This is a genomic window from Sorangium sp. So ce185 (genome assembly GCF_051526825.1).
GTDB lineage: Bacteria > Myxococcota_A > Polyangia > Polyangiales > Polyangiaceae > Sorangium > Sorangium cellulosum_D.
Map to the genome: position 1 here is coordinate 1,172,594 of NZ_CP150316.1, position 15,406 is coordinate 1,187,999.

General features: G+C 72.4%; 11 protein-coding genes. 4 read left to right on the forward strand and 7 right to left on the reverse strand.

The window, feature by feature from the left end:
* Positions 1-23: 23 nt before the first annotated feature.
* Positions 24-248: a hypothetical protein gene (locus tag WMF26_RS04455; protein WP_020732880.1), complete on the reverse strand. Its 225-nt coding sequence runs from the start codon at positions 246-248 to the stop codon at positions 24-26.
* A 201-nt stretch (positions 249-449) separates the two neighbouring features.
* Between WMF26_RS04455 and WMF26_RS04460 the strand changes: the two genes are divergently transcribed.
* The 3 genes from WMF26_RS04460 to WMF26_RS04470 all read left to right on the forward strand — a co-directional run bounded on the left by WMF26_RS04460 (position 450) and on the right by WMF26_RS04470 (position 4,525).
* Positions 450-1,244 (forward strand): ABC transporter ATP-binding protein, encoded by a 795-nt coding sequence (locus WMF26_RS04460; protein ID WP_061621841.1) that lies wholly within the window; start codon positions 450-452, stop codon positions 1,242-1,244.
* A complete protein-coding gene (locus WMF26_RS04465) occupies positions 1,241-3,385 on the forward strand; it encodes an ABC transporter permease subunit/CPBP intramembrane protease (protein ID WP_437999265.1) in 2,145 nt (714 codons plus the stop codon). The genes WMF26_RS04460 and WMF26_RS04465 overlap by 4 nt, the downstream gene beginning before the upstream one ends.
* Before the next feature lie 195 nt (positions 3,386-3,580).
* Entirely contained in the window at positions 3,581-4,525 is a 945-nt protein-coding gene (locus tag WMF26_RS04470; RefSeq protein WP_437999266.1) for an extensin-like domain-containing protein, read from the forward strand.
* Between the two features lie 214 nt (positions 4,526-4,739).
* Here WMF26_RS04470 and WMF26_RS04475 read toward each other — a convergent pair whose 3' ends face one another.
* The 4 genes from WMF26_RS04475 to uvrB all read right to left on the reverse strand — a co-directional run bounded on the left by WMF26_RS04475 (position 4,740) and on the right by uvrB (position 11,594).
* On the reverse strand, positions 4,740-6,668 hold the full coding sequence (locus WMF26_RS04475) for a glycoside hydrolase 5 family protein (protein WP_437999267.1): 1,929 nt from the start codon (positions 6,666-6,668) through the stop codon (positions 4,740-4,742).
* Positions 6,669-6,754: 86 nt separating this feature from the next.
* The gene (locus tag WMF26_RS04480) at positions 6,755-7,774 is read right to left on the reverse strand and encodes a LacI family DNA-binding transcriptional regulator (RefSeq protein WP_020732885.1); all 1,020 of its coding nucleotides are present in this window, start codon (positions 7,772-7,774) and stop codon (positions 6,755-6,757) included.
* A gap of 328 nt (positions 7,775-8,102) precedes the next feature.
* On the reverse strand, positions 8,103-9,284 hold the full coding sequence (gene serB, locus WMF26_RS04485) for a phosphoserine phosphatase SerB (RefSeq protein WP_437944900.1): 1,182 nt from the start codon (positions 9,282-9,284) through the stop codon (positions 8,103-8,105).
* Positions 9,285-9,389: 105 nt separating this feature from the next.
* Entirely contained in the window at positions 9,390-11,594 is a 2,205-nt protein-coding gene (gene uvrB, locus WMF26_RS04490; protein ID WP_437999268.1) for an excinuclease ABC subunit UvrB, read from the reverse strand.
* A gap of 668 nt (positions 11,595-12,262) precedes the next feature.
* On the opposite strand from uvrB, the gene rsgA reads away from it, so the two are divergent.
* Positions 12,263-13,375 carry a ribosome small subunit-dependent GTPase A gene (gene rsgA, locus WMF26_RS04495; RefSeq protein ID WP_437999269.1) on the forward strand — a complete coding sequence of 371 codons (1,113 nt, stop codon included), beginning with the start codon at positions 12,263-12,265 and terminating at the stop codon, positions 13,373-13,375.
* Positions 13,376-13,541: 166 nt separating this feature from the next.
* On the opposite strand, the gene WMF26_RS04500 is transcribed toward rsgA, so the two are convergent.
* Positions 13,542-14,639, reverse strand: coding sequence for a PAS domain S-box protein (locus WMF26_RS04500; RefSeq protein ID WP_437999270.1), 1,098 nt, complete (start codon positions 14,637-14,639; stop codon positions 13,542-13,544).
* Positions 14,640-14,668: 29 nt separating this feature from the next.
* Positions 14,669-15,070: a DUF7793 family protein gene (locus WMF26_RS04505; protein ID WP_437725444.1), complete on the reverse strand. Its 402-nt coding sequence runs from the start codon at positions 15,068-15,070 to the stop codon at positions 14,669-14,671.
* Positions 15,071-15,406: the final 336 nt, after the last annotated feature.

Sequence of the window (15,406 nt, forward strand, 5' to 3'; positions counted from 1 at the left end):
TCATGAGCACCCGCCGCCGCGCGTCAATAGTGCTTGTCGAGGACCGCCGGATCGGTCGTTGTCGAGAACACCGTGTCGCAGCGACGGCACCGGTATTTCACCTTCGTCGGCCGCGCCGAGATCCCGAACGCGAGCTGGATGTACCCCACGACGCGGTATTCCGCCTCGGCGCTCACCATGTAGTGATCACGGCCGTGTCCGCAGGGGCACTGCACCGGCTCGGACGTCGTGCGGTTGCGGTAGGGCATGGAAGGTGTGCTCGGCGACATGCGTTTTCAGGGTAGTCTAGGGGGTCCGCGGCGGACGTCGAGGGGCGGCGCCGCGGAACAGGGCAGGCGGGGGGCGGGCGGCGTGAGCAGGGCGCTCGCGCGTGCCGGCGCCTTGCGCGGCGGCCCCATCGAGAGACCGGCGCTTTGCGCCCCGCCGCGGACCGAATAGGACATGCCGCCATGCGCGCCGCACTCCGCGCCGAGCAGCTGGTGAAGCGGTACGGCGACTTCACGGCCGTGGACGGGATCGACCTCGCCGTGCACCCCGGGGAGATCGTCGGCCTGCTCGGGCCGAACGGCGCGGGCAAGACGACGACCCTGCGGATGCTCGCCGGCATCCTGTCGCCGACCGCCGGGCGCGTCCTCGTCGGCGGCGTCGACCTCGCCGCGAGGCCGCTCGAGGCGAAGCAGCGGATCGGCTTCCTCTCGGGCGACACCCAGCTCTACCAGCGGCTCACGCCCCGCGAGGTGCTCCGCTACTTCGGCCGGCTGTACGGCATGGGCGAGGCTGCGCTCTCGCGCCGCATCGACGCGCTCGTGGCCGACCTCGAGATGGACGCGTTCGCCTCGCGGCCGTGCAGCACGCTGTCGGCGGGGCAGAAGCAGCGCGCCAACATCGCGCGCGCCTTCCTCCACGAGCCCGAGGTGCTCATCCTCGACGAGCCGACGACCGCGCTCGACGTGATCAGCGGCCGCTTCATCGTCGAGTCGATCCGGCGCGAGCGCGCCGCGGGCAGGGCGGTCCTCTTCTCGACGCACATCATGGGCGAGGCCGAGTACCTGTGCGACCGGATCGCCCTCTTGCACGAGGGGCGCATCGCGGACAGCGGCGCGCTGCCGGAGCTCCTCGAGCGCACCGCCACCGCGAACCTGACCGACGCCTTCCTGTACCACGTGGAGCGGAGCCGCCCGCGCGAGGCGCGCGACGGATCGGGCAGCGCCGGCGCGCCTGCTCCGGGAGGGCCCGCGCGGTGAGGCTCGCCATCGTCTGGACCATCCTGCGCAAGGAGCTCGTCGAGTCGCTGCGGGACCGGCGCACCCTCGTGCGCCTCGTCCTCGTGCCGATCCTCCTCTATCCGCTCTTCGCGCTCGCGATGAGCAAGCTCGTCGGCTCGGAGGCGGCGGCGCGCGAGGCGCGCTCGTCGCGGATCGCGGTGTGGGGCGAGCTGGCCGAGGGCCTCTCGACGCGGCTCTCGTCGGCGGCGAAGCTCGAGCTCGTGCCGTGGGCCGGCGCGCCGCCGGAGGTGCGCGAGGGGCTCCTCTCCGGGGCGCTCGCGCCGCCGGCGGACCCTCCACCGCGAGCCGAGGAGGGGGCGCCCGGGGCCGAGGACCCGCGGCCGAGGTGGATCGAGCCGGACAACCCCGTGCTGGCCGCGGCGCGCGCCGCGGTGAGCGCGCGCGAGGTCGACGCGGTGCTCGTCCCGTGGCCGTCGCTGGGGGCCGAGCTCGGGCGCGGCGGGAAGGGCGCCGTCGCGATCTACTTCGACTCGGTGCGCGCCGACTCGGCCACGGCGGAGGCGCGCCTCGCGGCCGCGCTGCGGCGCGCCCGCGGCGCCATCGTCGCCGAGCGCGAGGCCGCGCGCGGACTGCCCGAGGGGTTCTCGATCGCCTACGACGTCGTGCCGCGCGACGTCGCGGAGGACAGCCGCAAGGTCGGCCAGATCCTCGGCTCGATGATGCCGATGATGCTGATCCTGATGTCGCTCCTCGGCAGCTTCCTGCCGGCGATCGACCTCACGGCGGGCGAGAAGGAGCGCGGCACGATGCAGACGCTGCTCTGCGCGCCGGTGCGATCCATCGAGATCATCTCGGGGAAGTTCCTGGCCGTGTGGATCATCTCGCTGCTCACGGCGCTCGGCAACGTGGTGAGCCTGTCGCTCACGGTGAGCCGGATGCTGCCGGACGTGATGGTCGTCGATCCCTGGATCTTCGCGCTGACGTTCGCGCTCCTCGTGCCGGTCACGCTCCTGTTCTCGGCGCTGTTCCTCGCCCTCGCCGTGTTCGCGAAGGACTTCAAGGACGGCCAGAACGCGCTCATGCCGGCGTACCTGCCGCTCTCGCTGCTCGCCGGCATCACGGCCCTGCCGGTGGTCGAGCTCAACCCGTGGACGGCTTACGCCCCGGTCCTCAACATCGCGGTGCTGATCAAGGCGCTGTTCGTCGGGGAGGCGCCGGTCGATCTCCTGTTCACGGCGCTCCTCTCCTCGGCGCTCTACGCCTGCCTCGCGCTCCTCTTCGCGGCGCGCGTCTTCGAGCGCGAGAACGTGCTGCTCGGCGGCCAGGAGTCGGCGCGCGCGGTGCTGGGCCTCCGGCGCCGGGCGGGCGGGGCGCCGTCGGCCGGGTTCTCGCTCGCGGCGTTCGCGGGCGTGCAGGTGCTCTTCTTCTACGGCAGCTTGCTCATCGCCCGCGCCAGCGTGGCGGTCCAGCTCGCGGTCTCGCAGGTCGGCTTCTTCCTCGCCCCGACGCTCGCGCTGGTCGCCGGCTTCGGCTACTCGCCGCGGGCGACGCTCGGCCTCCGGCGGCCCTCGGTCCGGGGCCTCGCCGGGGCGCTGCTCCTCGGGGCGTCGGCGTGGGCGGCGATCGGCGGCACCGTCCTCCGGTGGTTCCCCCCGCCCGAGCCGTTCGTCCGCGAGCTCGGCGAGCTCGTGCTGCTCGGCGGGCAGCCGTACCTGGTCGTGCTGCTGCTCGTCGCGGTGACGCCGGCCGTCTGCGAGGAGCTCTTGTTCCGCGGCCTCGTCTACGCCGGGCTGCGCCGCGCCGGGCCCGCCGTGGCGATCGGCGTCTCGGCGCTCCTCTTCGGGCTCGCGCACGGCTCGGTGTACCGGCTCCTGCCGACGCTCTCGCTCGGGCTCGTGCTCGGCTACGCGCGCCACCGCACCGGCTCGGTGCTGCCCGGCGCTCTGCTGCACGCCTTGAACAACGGGCTCGCCGTGTCGCTGCTCTATTTCAAGCCGCCGTCGGTGCAAGGGATCGTCGAGGGAGAGCTGCTGCCGTGGAGCGTGACGGCCGCAGCGGCGGTCGTCTCGCTGACCGGGCTGCTCCTGCTCCGGTCGGCATCGCCGCGAGCGCCGGAAGAGGGCGAGCACCTCGGGGATGGGGAGCCGAGGGGGCCCTGAGGGCGGGAAGCAGGGAGAAAATCTGAACTAAAACAATACTTTGCTGCCTTCGTGGGGCCGCTCCCGGCGAGGGCGAGCGCGACCGGCGCGGGGGAGGAGCGAGGCTGGCGGGTGCGGCGGCGGTGTGGGCCGTCGCGCCGAGGTGGATGAATCGCGTGTCTTGCGCCGCTCGCCCGCTGGGGTACGGACATCGATGTGCACGCACGCTCTCTTGCGGGGCTCGTTGCGGCGGCGGTGATCTCCGCGCTGTCCTGCTCGCCCGGCGGCCCCACGCTCGCGGACCTCGGTGGAACCGCGCTGATGGCGCCCCCGGCGCCGGCCCTCGCGGGCGCAGCGCCGGCCCTTGCGGGAGCGGCGCCGGCCCTCGCGGGCGGAGCGCCGGCCCTCGCGGGCGCAGCGCCGGTGGACGCCGGTGGGCCGCCGACCCTGGCGGAGCCAGCGCCCGCCATCGCCGGCGGAGCTCCCGCGGCGTCGCCGGGATGGGCCGGCCCCTGGGTCGAGCAGCTCGCCGACGCCGCCGGCCTGCGCGAGCGGCCGCCGCGGGCGCAGCGCCAGTGGAACCACATCGCCGCGGCCGCAGGCGCGGATTGCCGCGACGCGCTCAAGCAATCCGGCGCGCGGTTCCAGGCGCTGCCGGACGTCGCGAAGCCCAACAAGAAGGGGTGCGGCATCCCGCACGGCGTGCTGCTGACGCGCGGCCCGACCGGCATCGTTTACTCGCCGCCGCTGCAGGTCGATTGCTCGCTCGCCCTCCGGCTGGCCGATATCGAGCGCGTGATCCAGGAAGAGGCAGAGACGCACCTGGGCTCGCCGATCGCCCGCATCAGCACCCTGGGGAGCTACGCCTGCAGGGAAGTCGTCGGCAGGATGCGAAGGTGGAGCGAGGGGCTGAGCGAGCACTCGTTCGGCAATGCATTCGATATCTCGCGCTTCTCGCCGAAGCGCGGGCGCGCGATCAGCGTGCTCCGCGATTACGTGCTCTATGGGAGCGACCCGACCACCCGCGAGGGGCGCTTTCTCCGGGGCGTGACCCGCCGCCTCCGCGCCGAGGGGGCGGCCGCGCGCGTCCTCGGGCCGGACTTCGACGCGAGCCACCGGGACCACCTGCACGTCGATTGCGGCACGCCGCGCTGGTACTGAGCCGCGGGCGCGCCTCAGGGCTGCCGCGGCCTCGCGGCGCCGGCCTACTTTGCGGCCATCACCAACGGATGGAGTGAATGCCATGCAGGACGCCTCAATGGTTGGGCTGGGCGCGATAGCGACGTCGGCCCGCAGGAGAGCGGCTGTGGCGTGAAGGTGGGACTCTCGATGGGTCAGCGCGAGACGAGGGCAGGCGGCCCCGCGCTCACCCGGTTCAGGCCCGCAGCTCGAGGATCCGCACGTCGTACGGCGCGAGCTCCACGGCGTGGACCTCGGACTTGCCGCCCAGCTCGGTCAGGTGGCCGGAGGCCGCGACGGGCTTGACCGAGATCGGCGCGTCGGCCTGGCTGACCAGGAACACGAAGCGCCGGCCGTCCCGGTGGCGCAGGGTGTCGGCCGCGACGCGCGGGTCGTCCACGGTCACCGGCCGACGCACGCCGGCGAGCGCGGCGAGCGCGTCGTAAAGGCGGTAGGTCGGCTCCGGGTTGACCCGCGGGGTCGCCGCGGCGAAGTGCTCGATCGGGTAGGTGCAGAGCACGACGCTGCCGCTGCCGACCCGGCGCCGCAGCAGCGCCGGCCGGCCGCGCTGGTCGACCGCGACGACCTCCGCGCCCCGGGGCCGCACCGGCAGGTAAGCGCGGCTGTGCTCGGTGCCGGCGACCGGGAACGCGAGCGTCGTGCCCTCCGCGATCGTGCCGAACCCGCGCTCGAAGGTGAGCTGCACGCGATCGTCCTCGATCGGATCGACCATCCCGTAGCGCAGCTGATGCTCGACGCCGAACATCGCGTTGAGGTGCGCGTACCACGGCCCGCGCTGCGACCCGTGCGTGCCGTGGGAGTACGACGCGTAGACCACCGCGCCGCCCGAGGCCAGCCGCTCCAGGAGATGCCAGCTGGGCGCCGTCAGCTGCTTGGCCGACGGCAGGAGATACAGCCGGCAGTCCTCGGCGATCCCGTCCCGCTCGCGGGTCAGCCCGACCGGCAGATCCGCCTCCTTCGCGGCGACGTAGGCCTGCCGCAGCGTCGTGAACAGGTAGCTGCGATCCTCGGCCTCGGTGAACGGAAACGCGCCCTCCAGGTACGACGGCACGATCAGCGCCGCGTCGGCCGGCTCTCGCTCGCAGCCGAGGACGTCGATGTCGGCGAGCACCCGGGCGAAGCGCGCCATCTCCTCGAGCTGCGGCTTGGGGCGGCCCTCGGTCGTCGTCAGCCCGAAACGGAGCTCGAACGGGTGATGCCGGTAGGGATCCTGGTCGATGAGGTCGAAATCCGTGTTGTTCCAGCCGATCCAGCCGGTGGCGCCGGCGAGCAGGGTGTTGTGGAGGACCTGCCGGTAGTAGTGCGCGGCGTTCTCGTCGGAGACGAAGCTCGAGGACACCCCGAACTCCTCCAGCACGACCGGCTTGCCGAGGAAGCCCGTGAGCTCGCAGATGAACGCCGCCCCGTAGTGCTGGCGGACCAGGTCGTTCTCCATGCGGTACACGTGCGGGCCGAGGAAATCGACGAGCGCCCCGAGGTCGCGCACCGAGAACCCGTTGTCGTTGCCGGTGACCTCGATGCCCCACGCGCCGTCGCCGATCGAGATCGGCTCGCTCGCCCCGCCGGCCCGCAATCCCTGCACGACCAGGCTCGCCCAGCTCGTGACCGTCTCGCGGACCGAGCGCTCGCGCTCGCCGTAGATCGGCATCTCGTTGGAGACGAGCCAGCCGGTCACCGCCGGGTGGCCCGCGAAGCGCCGCGCCATCTGCTCGGCGAACCACGCTTGCCGGGCCACCATCCACACGTCCCCGTACAGATCGCGCCCGCGCCGCCAGACCGGGTCCCAGTTCTCGCCGGACATGTGGCCGACGAGGAGGGTCGGAATCGTGGTCATCCCCACCTCCACGTGCGCCTCGAGGAAATCGCCGTAGCGCTCCGCGCAGCCCTCGTCGATCCGGTCGGGCTCCGGCATGAAGTGGGGCCAGTAGAAGAACGACCGCGTCATCGTGAGGCCGTGCTCGGCGAGCACCCGGAGCTCCTCGCGGACCAGGGCCGGATCGTAGCTCTGCCACATGAGCGGGCCGCCGCGCCTCGACCAGAAATTGGCCCCGAGCCAGGCGACGGCCTGTTGACGAACAGCGACTTTGGCGAAATTGCGATGCATAGTCCTCACGTCCCGATCACGCTACTTAATCGGTTCAGTATGCGCTCCGCAAGGGAGGAACGCACCGGCGGCGGCGCCGGGCCGGATCAGGCGCGGGGGGGCGGCGCGGTGCTGCCCCGCGTCGCGAGCGTCGGCGCGCTGCACTCGACGTCGTCGATCGGCTCGCCGGCCACCAGGCGGAGGAGCAGCGCGGCGGCGCGGGAGCCGTGCTCGGCGATGTTGCGGCGCACCGCGGTCAGGGCGGGGTGCACGAGCTGACACAGCGCCGAGTCGTCCCAGGCCACGATCGAGAGGCGCTCGGGCACGGGGACGCGCATCTCCTGGGCGACGGCGAGCGCGGCCACGGCCATCACGTCGTTGTCGAAGACGATGGCCGTGGGCGGCGTGGCCCCCGCGAGCAGCCGCCGCGTGGCCTGACCCCCCGCCTCGCCCGTGTAGTCCGCGTGGACCGTCTGCACGCGCTCGATCCGCCGCTGGCGGGCGGCCGCGCTGAACGCCTTCGTGCGCAGCGCGGTGTGCATGAACTCCGCGGGGCCGGCGACCCGCGCGATCGACCGGTGCCCCAGCGCGGCCAGGTAGTCGACCACCGCGCGCATCGCGCTCGCGTCGTCGCTCCACACGCCGGAGAGCCGCCCTTTGCCCGTCGGCCCGCCGACCACCACCGCCGGGAGCTTCAGCTCCTCGACCAGCTTCACGCGCGGATCGCCCTCGCAGAGATCGACCAGGATCACCCCGTCCACCCGCCGCTCCGCCCACCAGCGGCGGTACGTCTCCAGCTCGGCCGCGCGATCGTCGGTCACCTTGAGCAGCAGCGCCTCCGCCTTCTCGGACAGCTCCGCCTCGATGCCCGAGATGAGCTGCATGAAGAACGGCTCGATGCCGAGCGTGTGCGCGGGCCGATCGATGACCAGGCCGACGGCGCTGGCCCGGCCGTCGGAGAGCGCGCGCGCCGCGTTGCTCGGCTGCCAGCCGAGCTCCGCCGCGATGGCGAGGATCCGCTCGCGCGTCGGCTCCGACACGCCGGGCCTGCCGTTCAGCGCATAGGAGACCGCTCCCTTGGACACCCCCGCACGCCACGCGATGTCCGTGATCGTCGGACGCTTCACGCCTCACCTCCGCTCCAGCCGGTGGAGCGCGCCTCTCGTGTGGACCTGCTCCGCCGCATGGCCCCGCTTGGATAGCACGGCGGCCCGCGGGCGAGCCTCGCGCCGCGCAGGGCCGCGCGCCGCCCGAGGCCTGCGCAGCCGCTCCCACACCCCCTCCCAGCGCAGGCGCCGCGGGCGAGGGGCCTCGCTGCCCCGCGCGGCGCCCCGGTCGGCGCGCCGAGATCCGCCGCGCGGGGGATGGGGGAGCCGCCTCCGCCCCCGGCGGACGCCGTGTTCGCTGAACCGGTTCAGCCTGGCGGGCCGGTTCGTCTGGCGCGGCAGGCGCCGCTCACGCCACTTCCAGGAGCTCGCGCTCGGTGATGCCGAGCAGGAAGAGGATGGCGTCGAGACCGCTCGCGGACAGCGACGTGTCCGCGGCCTCCCGCAGCTTGGGCTTCGCGCGGAACGCGACGCCGAGCCCGGCGCGCTGGAGCATCAGGAGGTCGTTGGCGCCGTCGCCCACGGCGATGGTCTGATCGAGCAGCACGCCTTCGGCCTGCGCGATGGTCTCGAGCAGCTCCGCCTTGCGCTGCGCGTTGACGATGGGCCCGGTCACCCGGCCGGTGAGCTTCCCGCCCTCGACCTCCAGCGAGTTCGAGTAGGCGTAGTCGATTCCGAGCCGGGCCTTGAGCGCCTCCGCCGCGATCGAGAAGCCGCCCGAGATCACCGCGGTCCGGTAGCCGAGCCGCCTCAGCACGCGGACGAGCGTCTCGGCGCCCTCGGTGATGGGGAGCTCGGCGGCGAGCTTCCGGAGCACGCCGACGTCGAGGCCGCGGAGCAGCGAGAGCCGCTGGCGGAGCGACTCGTCGTAATCCATCTCCCCCTGCATCGCCCGCTCGGTGATCTTCGCGACCTGCTCCGCCACGCCCTTTTCGCGCGCGAGCTCGTCGATGACCTCGATGCGGATGAGCGTCGAGTCCATGTCCATCACGACGAGCCGCTTGCTCCGGCGGAAGAGGCCCTCGCGCTGCAGGGCGAGGTCGAAGCTGTTCTGCATGGCGAGCGCCAGGAGGGCCCGCTTGAGCGCGTCGGCCTCCTCCTCGCGCTGGAGCAGCACCTGGATCTCCACGGACGACAGGCGCTCGACCGACAGGCGCGCGATCTTCTCGATGTTCGCGCCGTGGCGCGCGAGCGTGGAGGCCACGTCGTGCAGCTGCTTCGCGCCGAGCTCCCGCCCGATGGCCGTCACCACGTAGCGGCTCCCCGGGGCGCGCGGCGGCGCGCCGCCGTCGAGCGGCTTGAAGTCGAGCGCCACGCCGAGCTCCTTCGCCGCGAACAGGAGCTCCTTGAGCCCGCTGCGCGTCTCCGGGAAGAGCGCGAGCAGCGCGAGGTTCAGGTTGCCGTGCACCACCACCTGCTCGATGTCGAGCAGCGTGGCGCCGATGTCGCTGAGGACGCCGGTGAGCCGGGCGGTGATGCCCGGGAGGTCCCTGCCGGTGACGGTGACGAGGATGGGATCGGAGGCGGCCATCGCGCGCCCCTTATCAGGGCCGCGACGCAGGGTCGACGCCGATCCCCCGCGACGTCCGGAAGCCCGGAAGAGCGCCTGTCGCCGCGGAGCCGGGCTCCGTCGCCGTCACCGGTATCGCCCGCGTCCCCGCGCCGCCGCCGCGCGCCCGCCGCCGCTCGCCCCCGCGCCCGCGCTCGCGCGCCCGCCGCCGCTCGCCCCCGCGCCCGCGCGCCCGCCGTTCGCCTTGGCGCCGGCCGCCGCGCCCCGCCGGCTCGCCGTTCGCCCGGAGCGCGCCGGCTTCTCCTCGGCCGCCTCGCGCGCGATGCCGGCCTCCCCGTCGCCCTGCTGGGCCTTGAGCTGGCGGAGCTGGTCGCGCAGCCGCGCCGCCTTCTCGAACTCGAGGTTCTCCGCCGCCGCGAACATCTCCTGCCGGAGCGCGTCGATCTGGTCGACGAGGTCCACCGCGGCGCGCGCCGCCTCGGCCGCGGGCTTCGCCGGGCCCTTCGGCACGGCGTAGTAGTCGCGCGTGCCCGACGTGGGCGACAGGTCGAGGATCGCCTTCTTCACCGTGGCCGGCGTGATGCCGTGCTCCTTGTTGTACGCCTCCTGGATCGCGCGCCGCCGGGTCGTCTCGTCCATCGCGCGCTTCATCGCGTCGGTGATGCGATCGGCGTACATCACGACCTCGCCGTGCACGTTGCGGGCGGCGCGGCCGATCGTCTGGATGAGCGAGCGCGGGCTCCGGAGGAAGCCCTCCTTGTCGGCGTCGAGGATCGCGACCAGCGACACCTCCGGCAGATCGAGCCCCTCGCGCAGGAGGTTGATGCCGACCAGCACGTCGAACTCGCCGCGCCGGAGATCGCGGAGGATCTCCACGCGCTGGAGCGTGTCGACGTCCGAGTGGAGGTACCGGACCCGGATGCCGAGCTCGGTGTAGTACTCGGTCAGATCCTCGGCCATCCGCTTGGTCAGCGTCGTGACGAGCACGCGGTCGCCGCGGGCCACCCGATCCCGGATGCGCGCGAGCAGGTCGTCGACCTGCCCGGACACCGGCCGGATGTGGATCTGCGGATCGATGAGCCCGGTCGGCCGGATGATCTGCTCGACGACCGCGCCGGCCGACTTCTGCAGCTCGTAGTCGCCGGGCGTCGCGCTCACGAAGAGGACCTGGGCGTAGTGCTGCTCGAACTCCTCGAACTTGAGCGGCCGGTTGTCGAGCGCGCTCGGGAGCCGGAACCCGTACTCGACCAGCGTCTCCTTCCGCGCCCGGTCCCCCCGGAACATCGCCCCGACCTGCGGGACGGTCTGGTGCGACTCGTCGATGATGAGGAGGAAATCCTTCGGGAAATAGTCGATCAGCGTGGGCGGGGGCTCGCCGGGCTTCCGGCCCGAGAGGTGGCGCGAGTAGTTCTCGATGCCGTTGCAGAACCCCATCTGCTCCAGCATCTCGAGGTCGTACATCGTGCGCTGCTCGATCCGCTGCTTCTCGAGGAAGCGCACGGCCTTGTCGTAGAAGTCGATGCGCTCGCGCAGCTCCTCCCGGATCGCCTGGATCGCGAGCCGGAGCTGCTGCTGCTCGGTGACGTAGTGGGAGCCGGGGAAGACCGCGTAGCGGTCGAGCTGGCCCACCACCTTGCCGCGGACGGGGTCGACCTCCTTGATCGCCTCGATCTCGTCGCCGAAGAACTCGACCCGGATCGCGAGCGACTCCTCGTAGGCGGGGAAGATCTCGACGACGTCCCCGCGGACGCGGAACGTGCCGCGGTGGAAGTCGACGTCGTTGCGCGTGTACTGGATGTCGACGAGCCGCCGCAGGAGCTCGTCGCGGCGGATCTCGGTGCCGCGCTCGAGCTTGATCAGGAGCCCGTGGTAGCTCTCGGCCGAGCCGATGCCGTAGATGCAGCTCACCGAGGCGACGATGATCACGTCCGGGCGCGAGAGCAGCGCGTGCGTCGCCGCGTGGCGCATGCGGTCGATCGCGTCGTTGATGATCGCGTCCTTCTCGATGTACGTGTCGCTCGTCGGGACGTAGGCCTCGGGCTGGTAGTAGTCGTAGTAGCTGACGAAATAGTGGACGGCGTTGTTGGGGAAGAGCTCCCTCATCTCACCGTAGAGCTGGGCCGCCAGCGTCTTGTTCGGCGCCATGATGAGGGTCGGCTTCTGCAGCTTCTCGATCACCTTGGCGGCGGTGAACGTCTTGCCGCTGCCCGTGACGCCGAGGAGGACCTGGAAGGTCTCGCCCTGCTCGAAAGCGGAGCAGATCTCCTGGAGCGCGCGAGGCTGGTCACCGCACGGCTTGAAATCGGAGACGAGCTCGAAGTTTGTGGGCATGGAGCGGAGGACCCTAGTGCGGCGAGGGCCTCCTCGCAACCTCCGGCGCGGTCACGGCCCGCTCCACGTCCCAGAGGCCCCAGAGGTCCGGCCTCGTCGCTGCACCAACCACCGGCCGACCGAAAATTGTCGGCCAGCTGTCGGCCGTGGTCGGACACCGACCACGGCCGCACGCGCGCGGGGTGGTGGCGGCGGTGGTGGTGGCGGCGGTGGCGAGGTGAAGTGCCTGGGGCGATGCGGCCGGGCAGAGCAGGAGGCGCTTGACGGCGGGGCGGGGCTGGCGGATTCTAGGCGCTGCCGCGTCGTTGTGACGTGAGCCGAACACGGAGGTCAGGTCATGAGTGGGAATACACAGCAGACCCATTGCGCCGCCGCCGTCGTCTCCGCCGCGGCCAGCTGAGCTCGTCTCCACGCTGTCGTGAAGGCGTGCGCGCGCCCTGATCGGCGCGCGTTCGTCCTGCGCTGCGCGCGCCTCGCAGGGCATCCGCCCTGGCCGGGCGCGCCCTCCGGCGTGACGTCCTGACGGTCGACGAGCTCCGCCCCGCGGCGGCCCCGCGCGTGGAATGGCCGGCGCGGGCGCGCTTGCGCGCCGCCGCGCCCTTGTCCGTCGATCGCCGCGCGCCGCAGCTCGCGCCGCGCGGCCGAACGCCATGGAGCGCTCGTCCGTCATGCATATCGACTCCGATTTTTCCGTTGATCCGTCATCGCAGAACGAACCGCGGCCCGATCTGATCGGGCTCGGATGGACTCCCTTCTTCGCGAGCCAGCTCGCGTCCCTGGAGGAGGCCGTGCAGCCGGCGCGCGTCCTCCTCGCCTCCGCCTCGCGGCACCACGTGCAGACCGCGGACGGCCCGCGCCTCGCGGTCGTCAGCGGGCGCCTCGCGCACGAGGCCGCGGGCCGCGCGGCGCTGCCCACCGTCGGCGACTGGGTGGGGCTCAGGCCCGGCGACGGCGCCGGGCCCGCGTACATCGTGCACACGTTCGCGCGGAATACGTGCCTGCGGCGCAAGGCCGCGGGCCCCGCGATGGAGGCGCAGGTGCTCGCGGCGAACGTCGACAAGGTGTTCATCGTCACGTCGCTGAACGCCGACTTCAACGTGCGCCGCCTGGAGCGGTACATCGAGGCGGTCATCGACAGCGGCGCCCGCCCGGTGCTCGTCCTCAACAAGGCGGATGTCTGCCCCGATCCGGGGCGGTTCATCGACGCCGCGCGGGAGGTCGCGCCCGCCGCGCCGGTCGCGCTGGTCAGCGCCCTGTCTGGCGCCGGCCTCGACGCGCTCCGCGCCGAGATCGGGGCCGGGGAGACCATCGCCCTCGTCGGCTCGTCCGGCGTGGGGAAGTCGGCCCTCAGCAACCGCCTGCTCGGCGTGGAGGTGCAGCGCGAGGGGGCGATCCGGGCGTCGGACGAGCGCGGCCGCCACACGACCGCCCACCGGGAGCTCTTCGTGATGCCCGGCGGCGGCCTCCTCATCGACACGCCGGGCGTGCGGGAGCTCGGCCTCTGGTCCGACGACGGCGCGGCCCCCGCGGGCTTCGACGACGTCGAGGCCCACGCCGCGGCCTGCCGCTTCCGGGACTGCAGCCATGACGGCGAGCCCGGGTGCGCGGTGCTGCGCGCCATCGAGGAGGGCGAGCTCGATCCGGAGCGCCTCGGCGCGTACCAGAAGCTCGGGGCGGAGCGGCGCTACCTCGCCCGGCAGCAGGACGTGCGCGCGAAGCTCGAGGAGAAGCGGCGCTGGAAGCAGATCTCGAAGCGGATGCGCGCGAATCCGAAGCAATAGAGCGATCCGTCTCTGGAATCGCCAGGACGCCAGGAACGCCGGGGGGAACATGAGATCTCCTGGCGTTCCTGGCGCTTCTTTCCGTATCTGCTCTCGACCCTGACACGCTCTCCGGCGGGGGACCTCCCCGTGCGGAGGGATCCTCCGCACGAGCTTTGACCCTCTGTCACGCGGAGCGCGCGCCCGCGGCAGGCCGGCCCTTCGCGGCCCCCCGCAGCGCGTGGACGATCCCGTCTTGCAGCGACCCGAACGTCGCGACCCCGTCGAGGTCGGCCCCGATCTCGACGAGCGCCCTCGCCACGTCCGGGCGGATGCCGCTGAGCAGCACCCGCGCCCCGAGGAGCCGCGCCGCGCCGACCGAGCGGATGAGCCCGTGCACGGCCTGCTGATCCACGGTGCGCACCCCGGTGATGTCGAGGATGACCACGCTGGCGACCCGCTCGGACAGCGCCTGCAGCAGCGACTCGGTCATCCGCGACAGCCGCTGCTCGTCGAGCGAGCCGACGAGCGGGACCACCATGATCCCGCCGGTGATGGGGATGATCGGCGTCGAGAGCTCCTCGACGAGGATCGTCTGCCGGTGGACCGCCTCGCGGAGCCGCCAGCGCTCCTCGTCCGCCCGCTTGCTCTCGGTGAGGTCCCGCGCCACGCAGACGAGCCCGTGGACCTGCCCGCCGTCGGTCCGCATGACCGAGGCGAGGAACGACACGGCGACGGCGCGCCCGTCCTTGCGCAGACAGACCCTCTCGTCGCGCGCGCCGCCCGCGTCGATGAGCGCGCCGGCCGAGAGCCCGGGGAACACGACGTCGAGCGGCCTGCCGACGAGCTCATCCCGGGTATACCCCGAGAGGTCGCAGGCGGCCTGGTTGACGCTCCGGATCCCGCTGTCGCCGTCGGCCACGACGAGGAGGTCGAGCATCGATTCGATGATGCCCGTCACGTACGTCTTGGAGACCGTCGAGCCCGCGAGCTCCTCGCCGAGCATGTTCAGCCCGGCCGCCATTCCGTCGATCAGATCGTTCCTGTCGCTGACAGGCGCCTTCCTGGCGTAATTGAACCCGACGAGCGCGACGATGACCTCCATGAGCTCTTCCAGCCGCTGGCTCAGCTCGTCCTCGGCCGGGCGCGGCGCCGCGAGCGGGGCCGCGAGCGATCGTAGCGCGGAGAGGGCCTGATCGAGCGGATCCGCCCCGAAGGCCGGCGGCAGGGCGCCGCGCCGCTCGGCCGGGAGCAGGCGCAGCACGAGCTCGCAGAGCTCGGCCACGCGTGGATCGTCCAGTGGGCCTGTGCCCATCAGTCAGCGAAGCCTTTCAGCCATTGAATCGCCTCCCTCTCCTCGGTGAAGAGCCGAACGGGCTTGGCGCGGTTCCCGTAGACGGTGAGGAAGATGTTGCCGATCATCCGCGCGACCGGGCGCCCGCCGAGGAGCGCCATCGCGCGGTACGCCTGCGTCGCCTCCTCGGATGCGAAGTAGTTGCGCGCGTCCAGGTCGGTGGCCTTGCACCGCGTGAGATCGCACAGGACCGGGTACGGCTTGCCCCTGCTGAATCGCTTGTTCGCGGCGATGTTCTCCTTCGCGTCGGCGAGCGTCTGGACCGCGCCCTCGTCGACATCGAAGCGGATGATCCCGTTCTCCCTGTCGAAGGAGAACTCCCCGGTCCGCGTCTTCAGACGCTCGTCTCCGAGCTCGTTCACGTCCCCCCCTCTCGCCGGTTCGCTCGGGCGGGCCGGATGCAGCGCGCAGGCCGGTAGCCGCGCCCCACCCGCGTCGATCGCCGGTCCACCCCTGCCGCCGACGATGCGCTCATCGCGCCCCCCTGAGATTCGGTTGTAACACCAACTTGCTCGGAATGTCCAAGCTCTTTACAAAGTCCGTGCAGGCCGGCGCCCCATCGAACGCGACGTGGCGCAGGGATAGCTGGCGTACAACGAGGAGAGATCCCGCGTGCTCCGGGGTAGGGGCGATGCTCCGGGCAGGCGCAAAGGGCCATACCTCGGACCATCGTGGACCGATGTCTTGCGCTTCGCGCG

Excerpts from the sequence above, each read along its gene's own strand:
- WMF26_RS04460 (WP_061621841.1), top strand. The coding sequence starts at position 450 with ATGCGCGCCGCACTCCGCGCCGAGCAGCTGGTGAAGCGGTACGGCGAC.
- uvrB (WP_437999268.1), bottom strand. The coding sequence starts at position 11,594 with ATGCCCACAAACTTCGAGCTCGTCTCCGATTTCAAGCCGTGCGGTGAC.
- rsgA (WP_437999269.1), top strand. The coding sequence starts at position 12,263 with ATGCATATCGACTCCGATTTTTCCGTTGATCCGTCATCGCAGAACGAA.
- WMF26_RS04455 (WP_020732880.1), bottom strand. The coding sequence starts at position 248 with ATGCCCTACCGCAACCGCACGACGTCCGAGCCGGTGCAGTGCCCCTGC.
- serB (WP_437944900.1), bottom strand. The coding sequence starts at position 9,284 with ATGGCCGCCTCCGATCCCATCCTCGTCACCGTCACCGGCAGGGACCTC.
- WMF26_RS04475 (WP_437999267.1), bottom strand. The coding sequence starts at position 6,668 with ATGCATCGCAATTTCGCCAAAGTCGCTGTTCGTCAACAGGCCGTCGCC.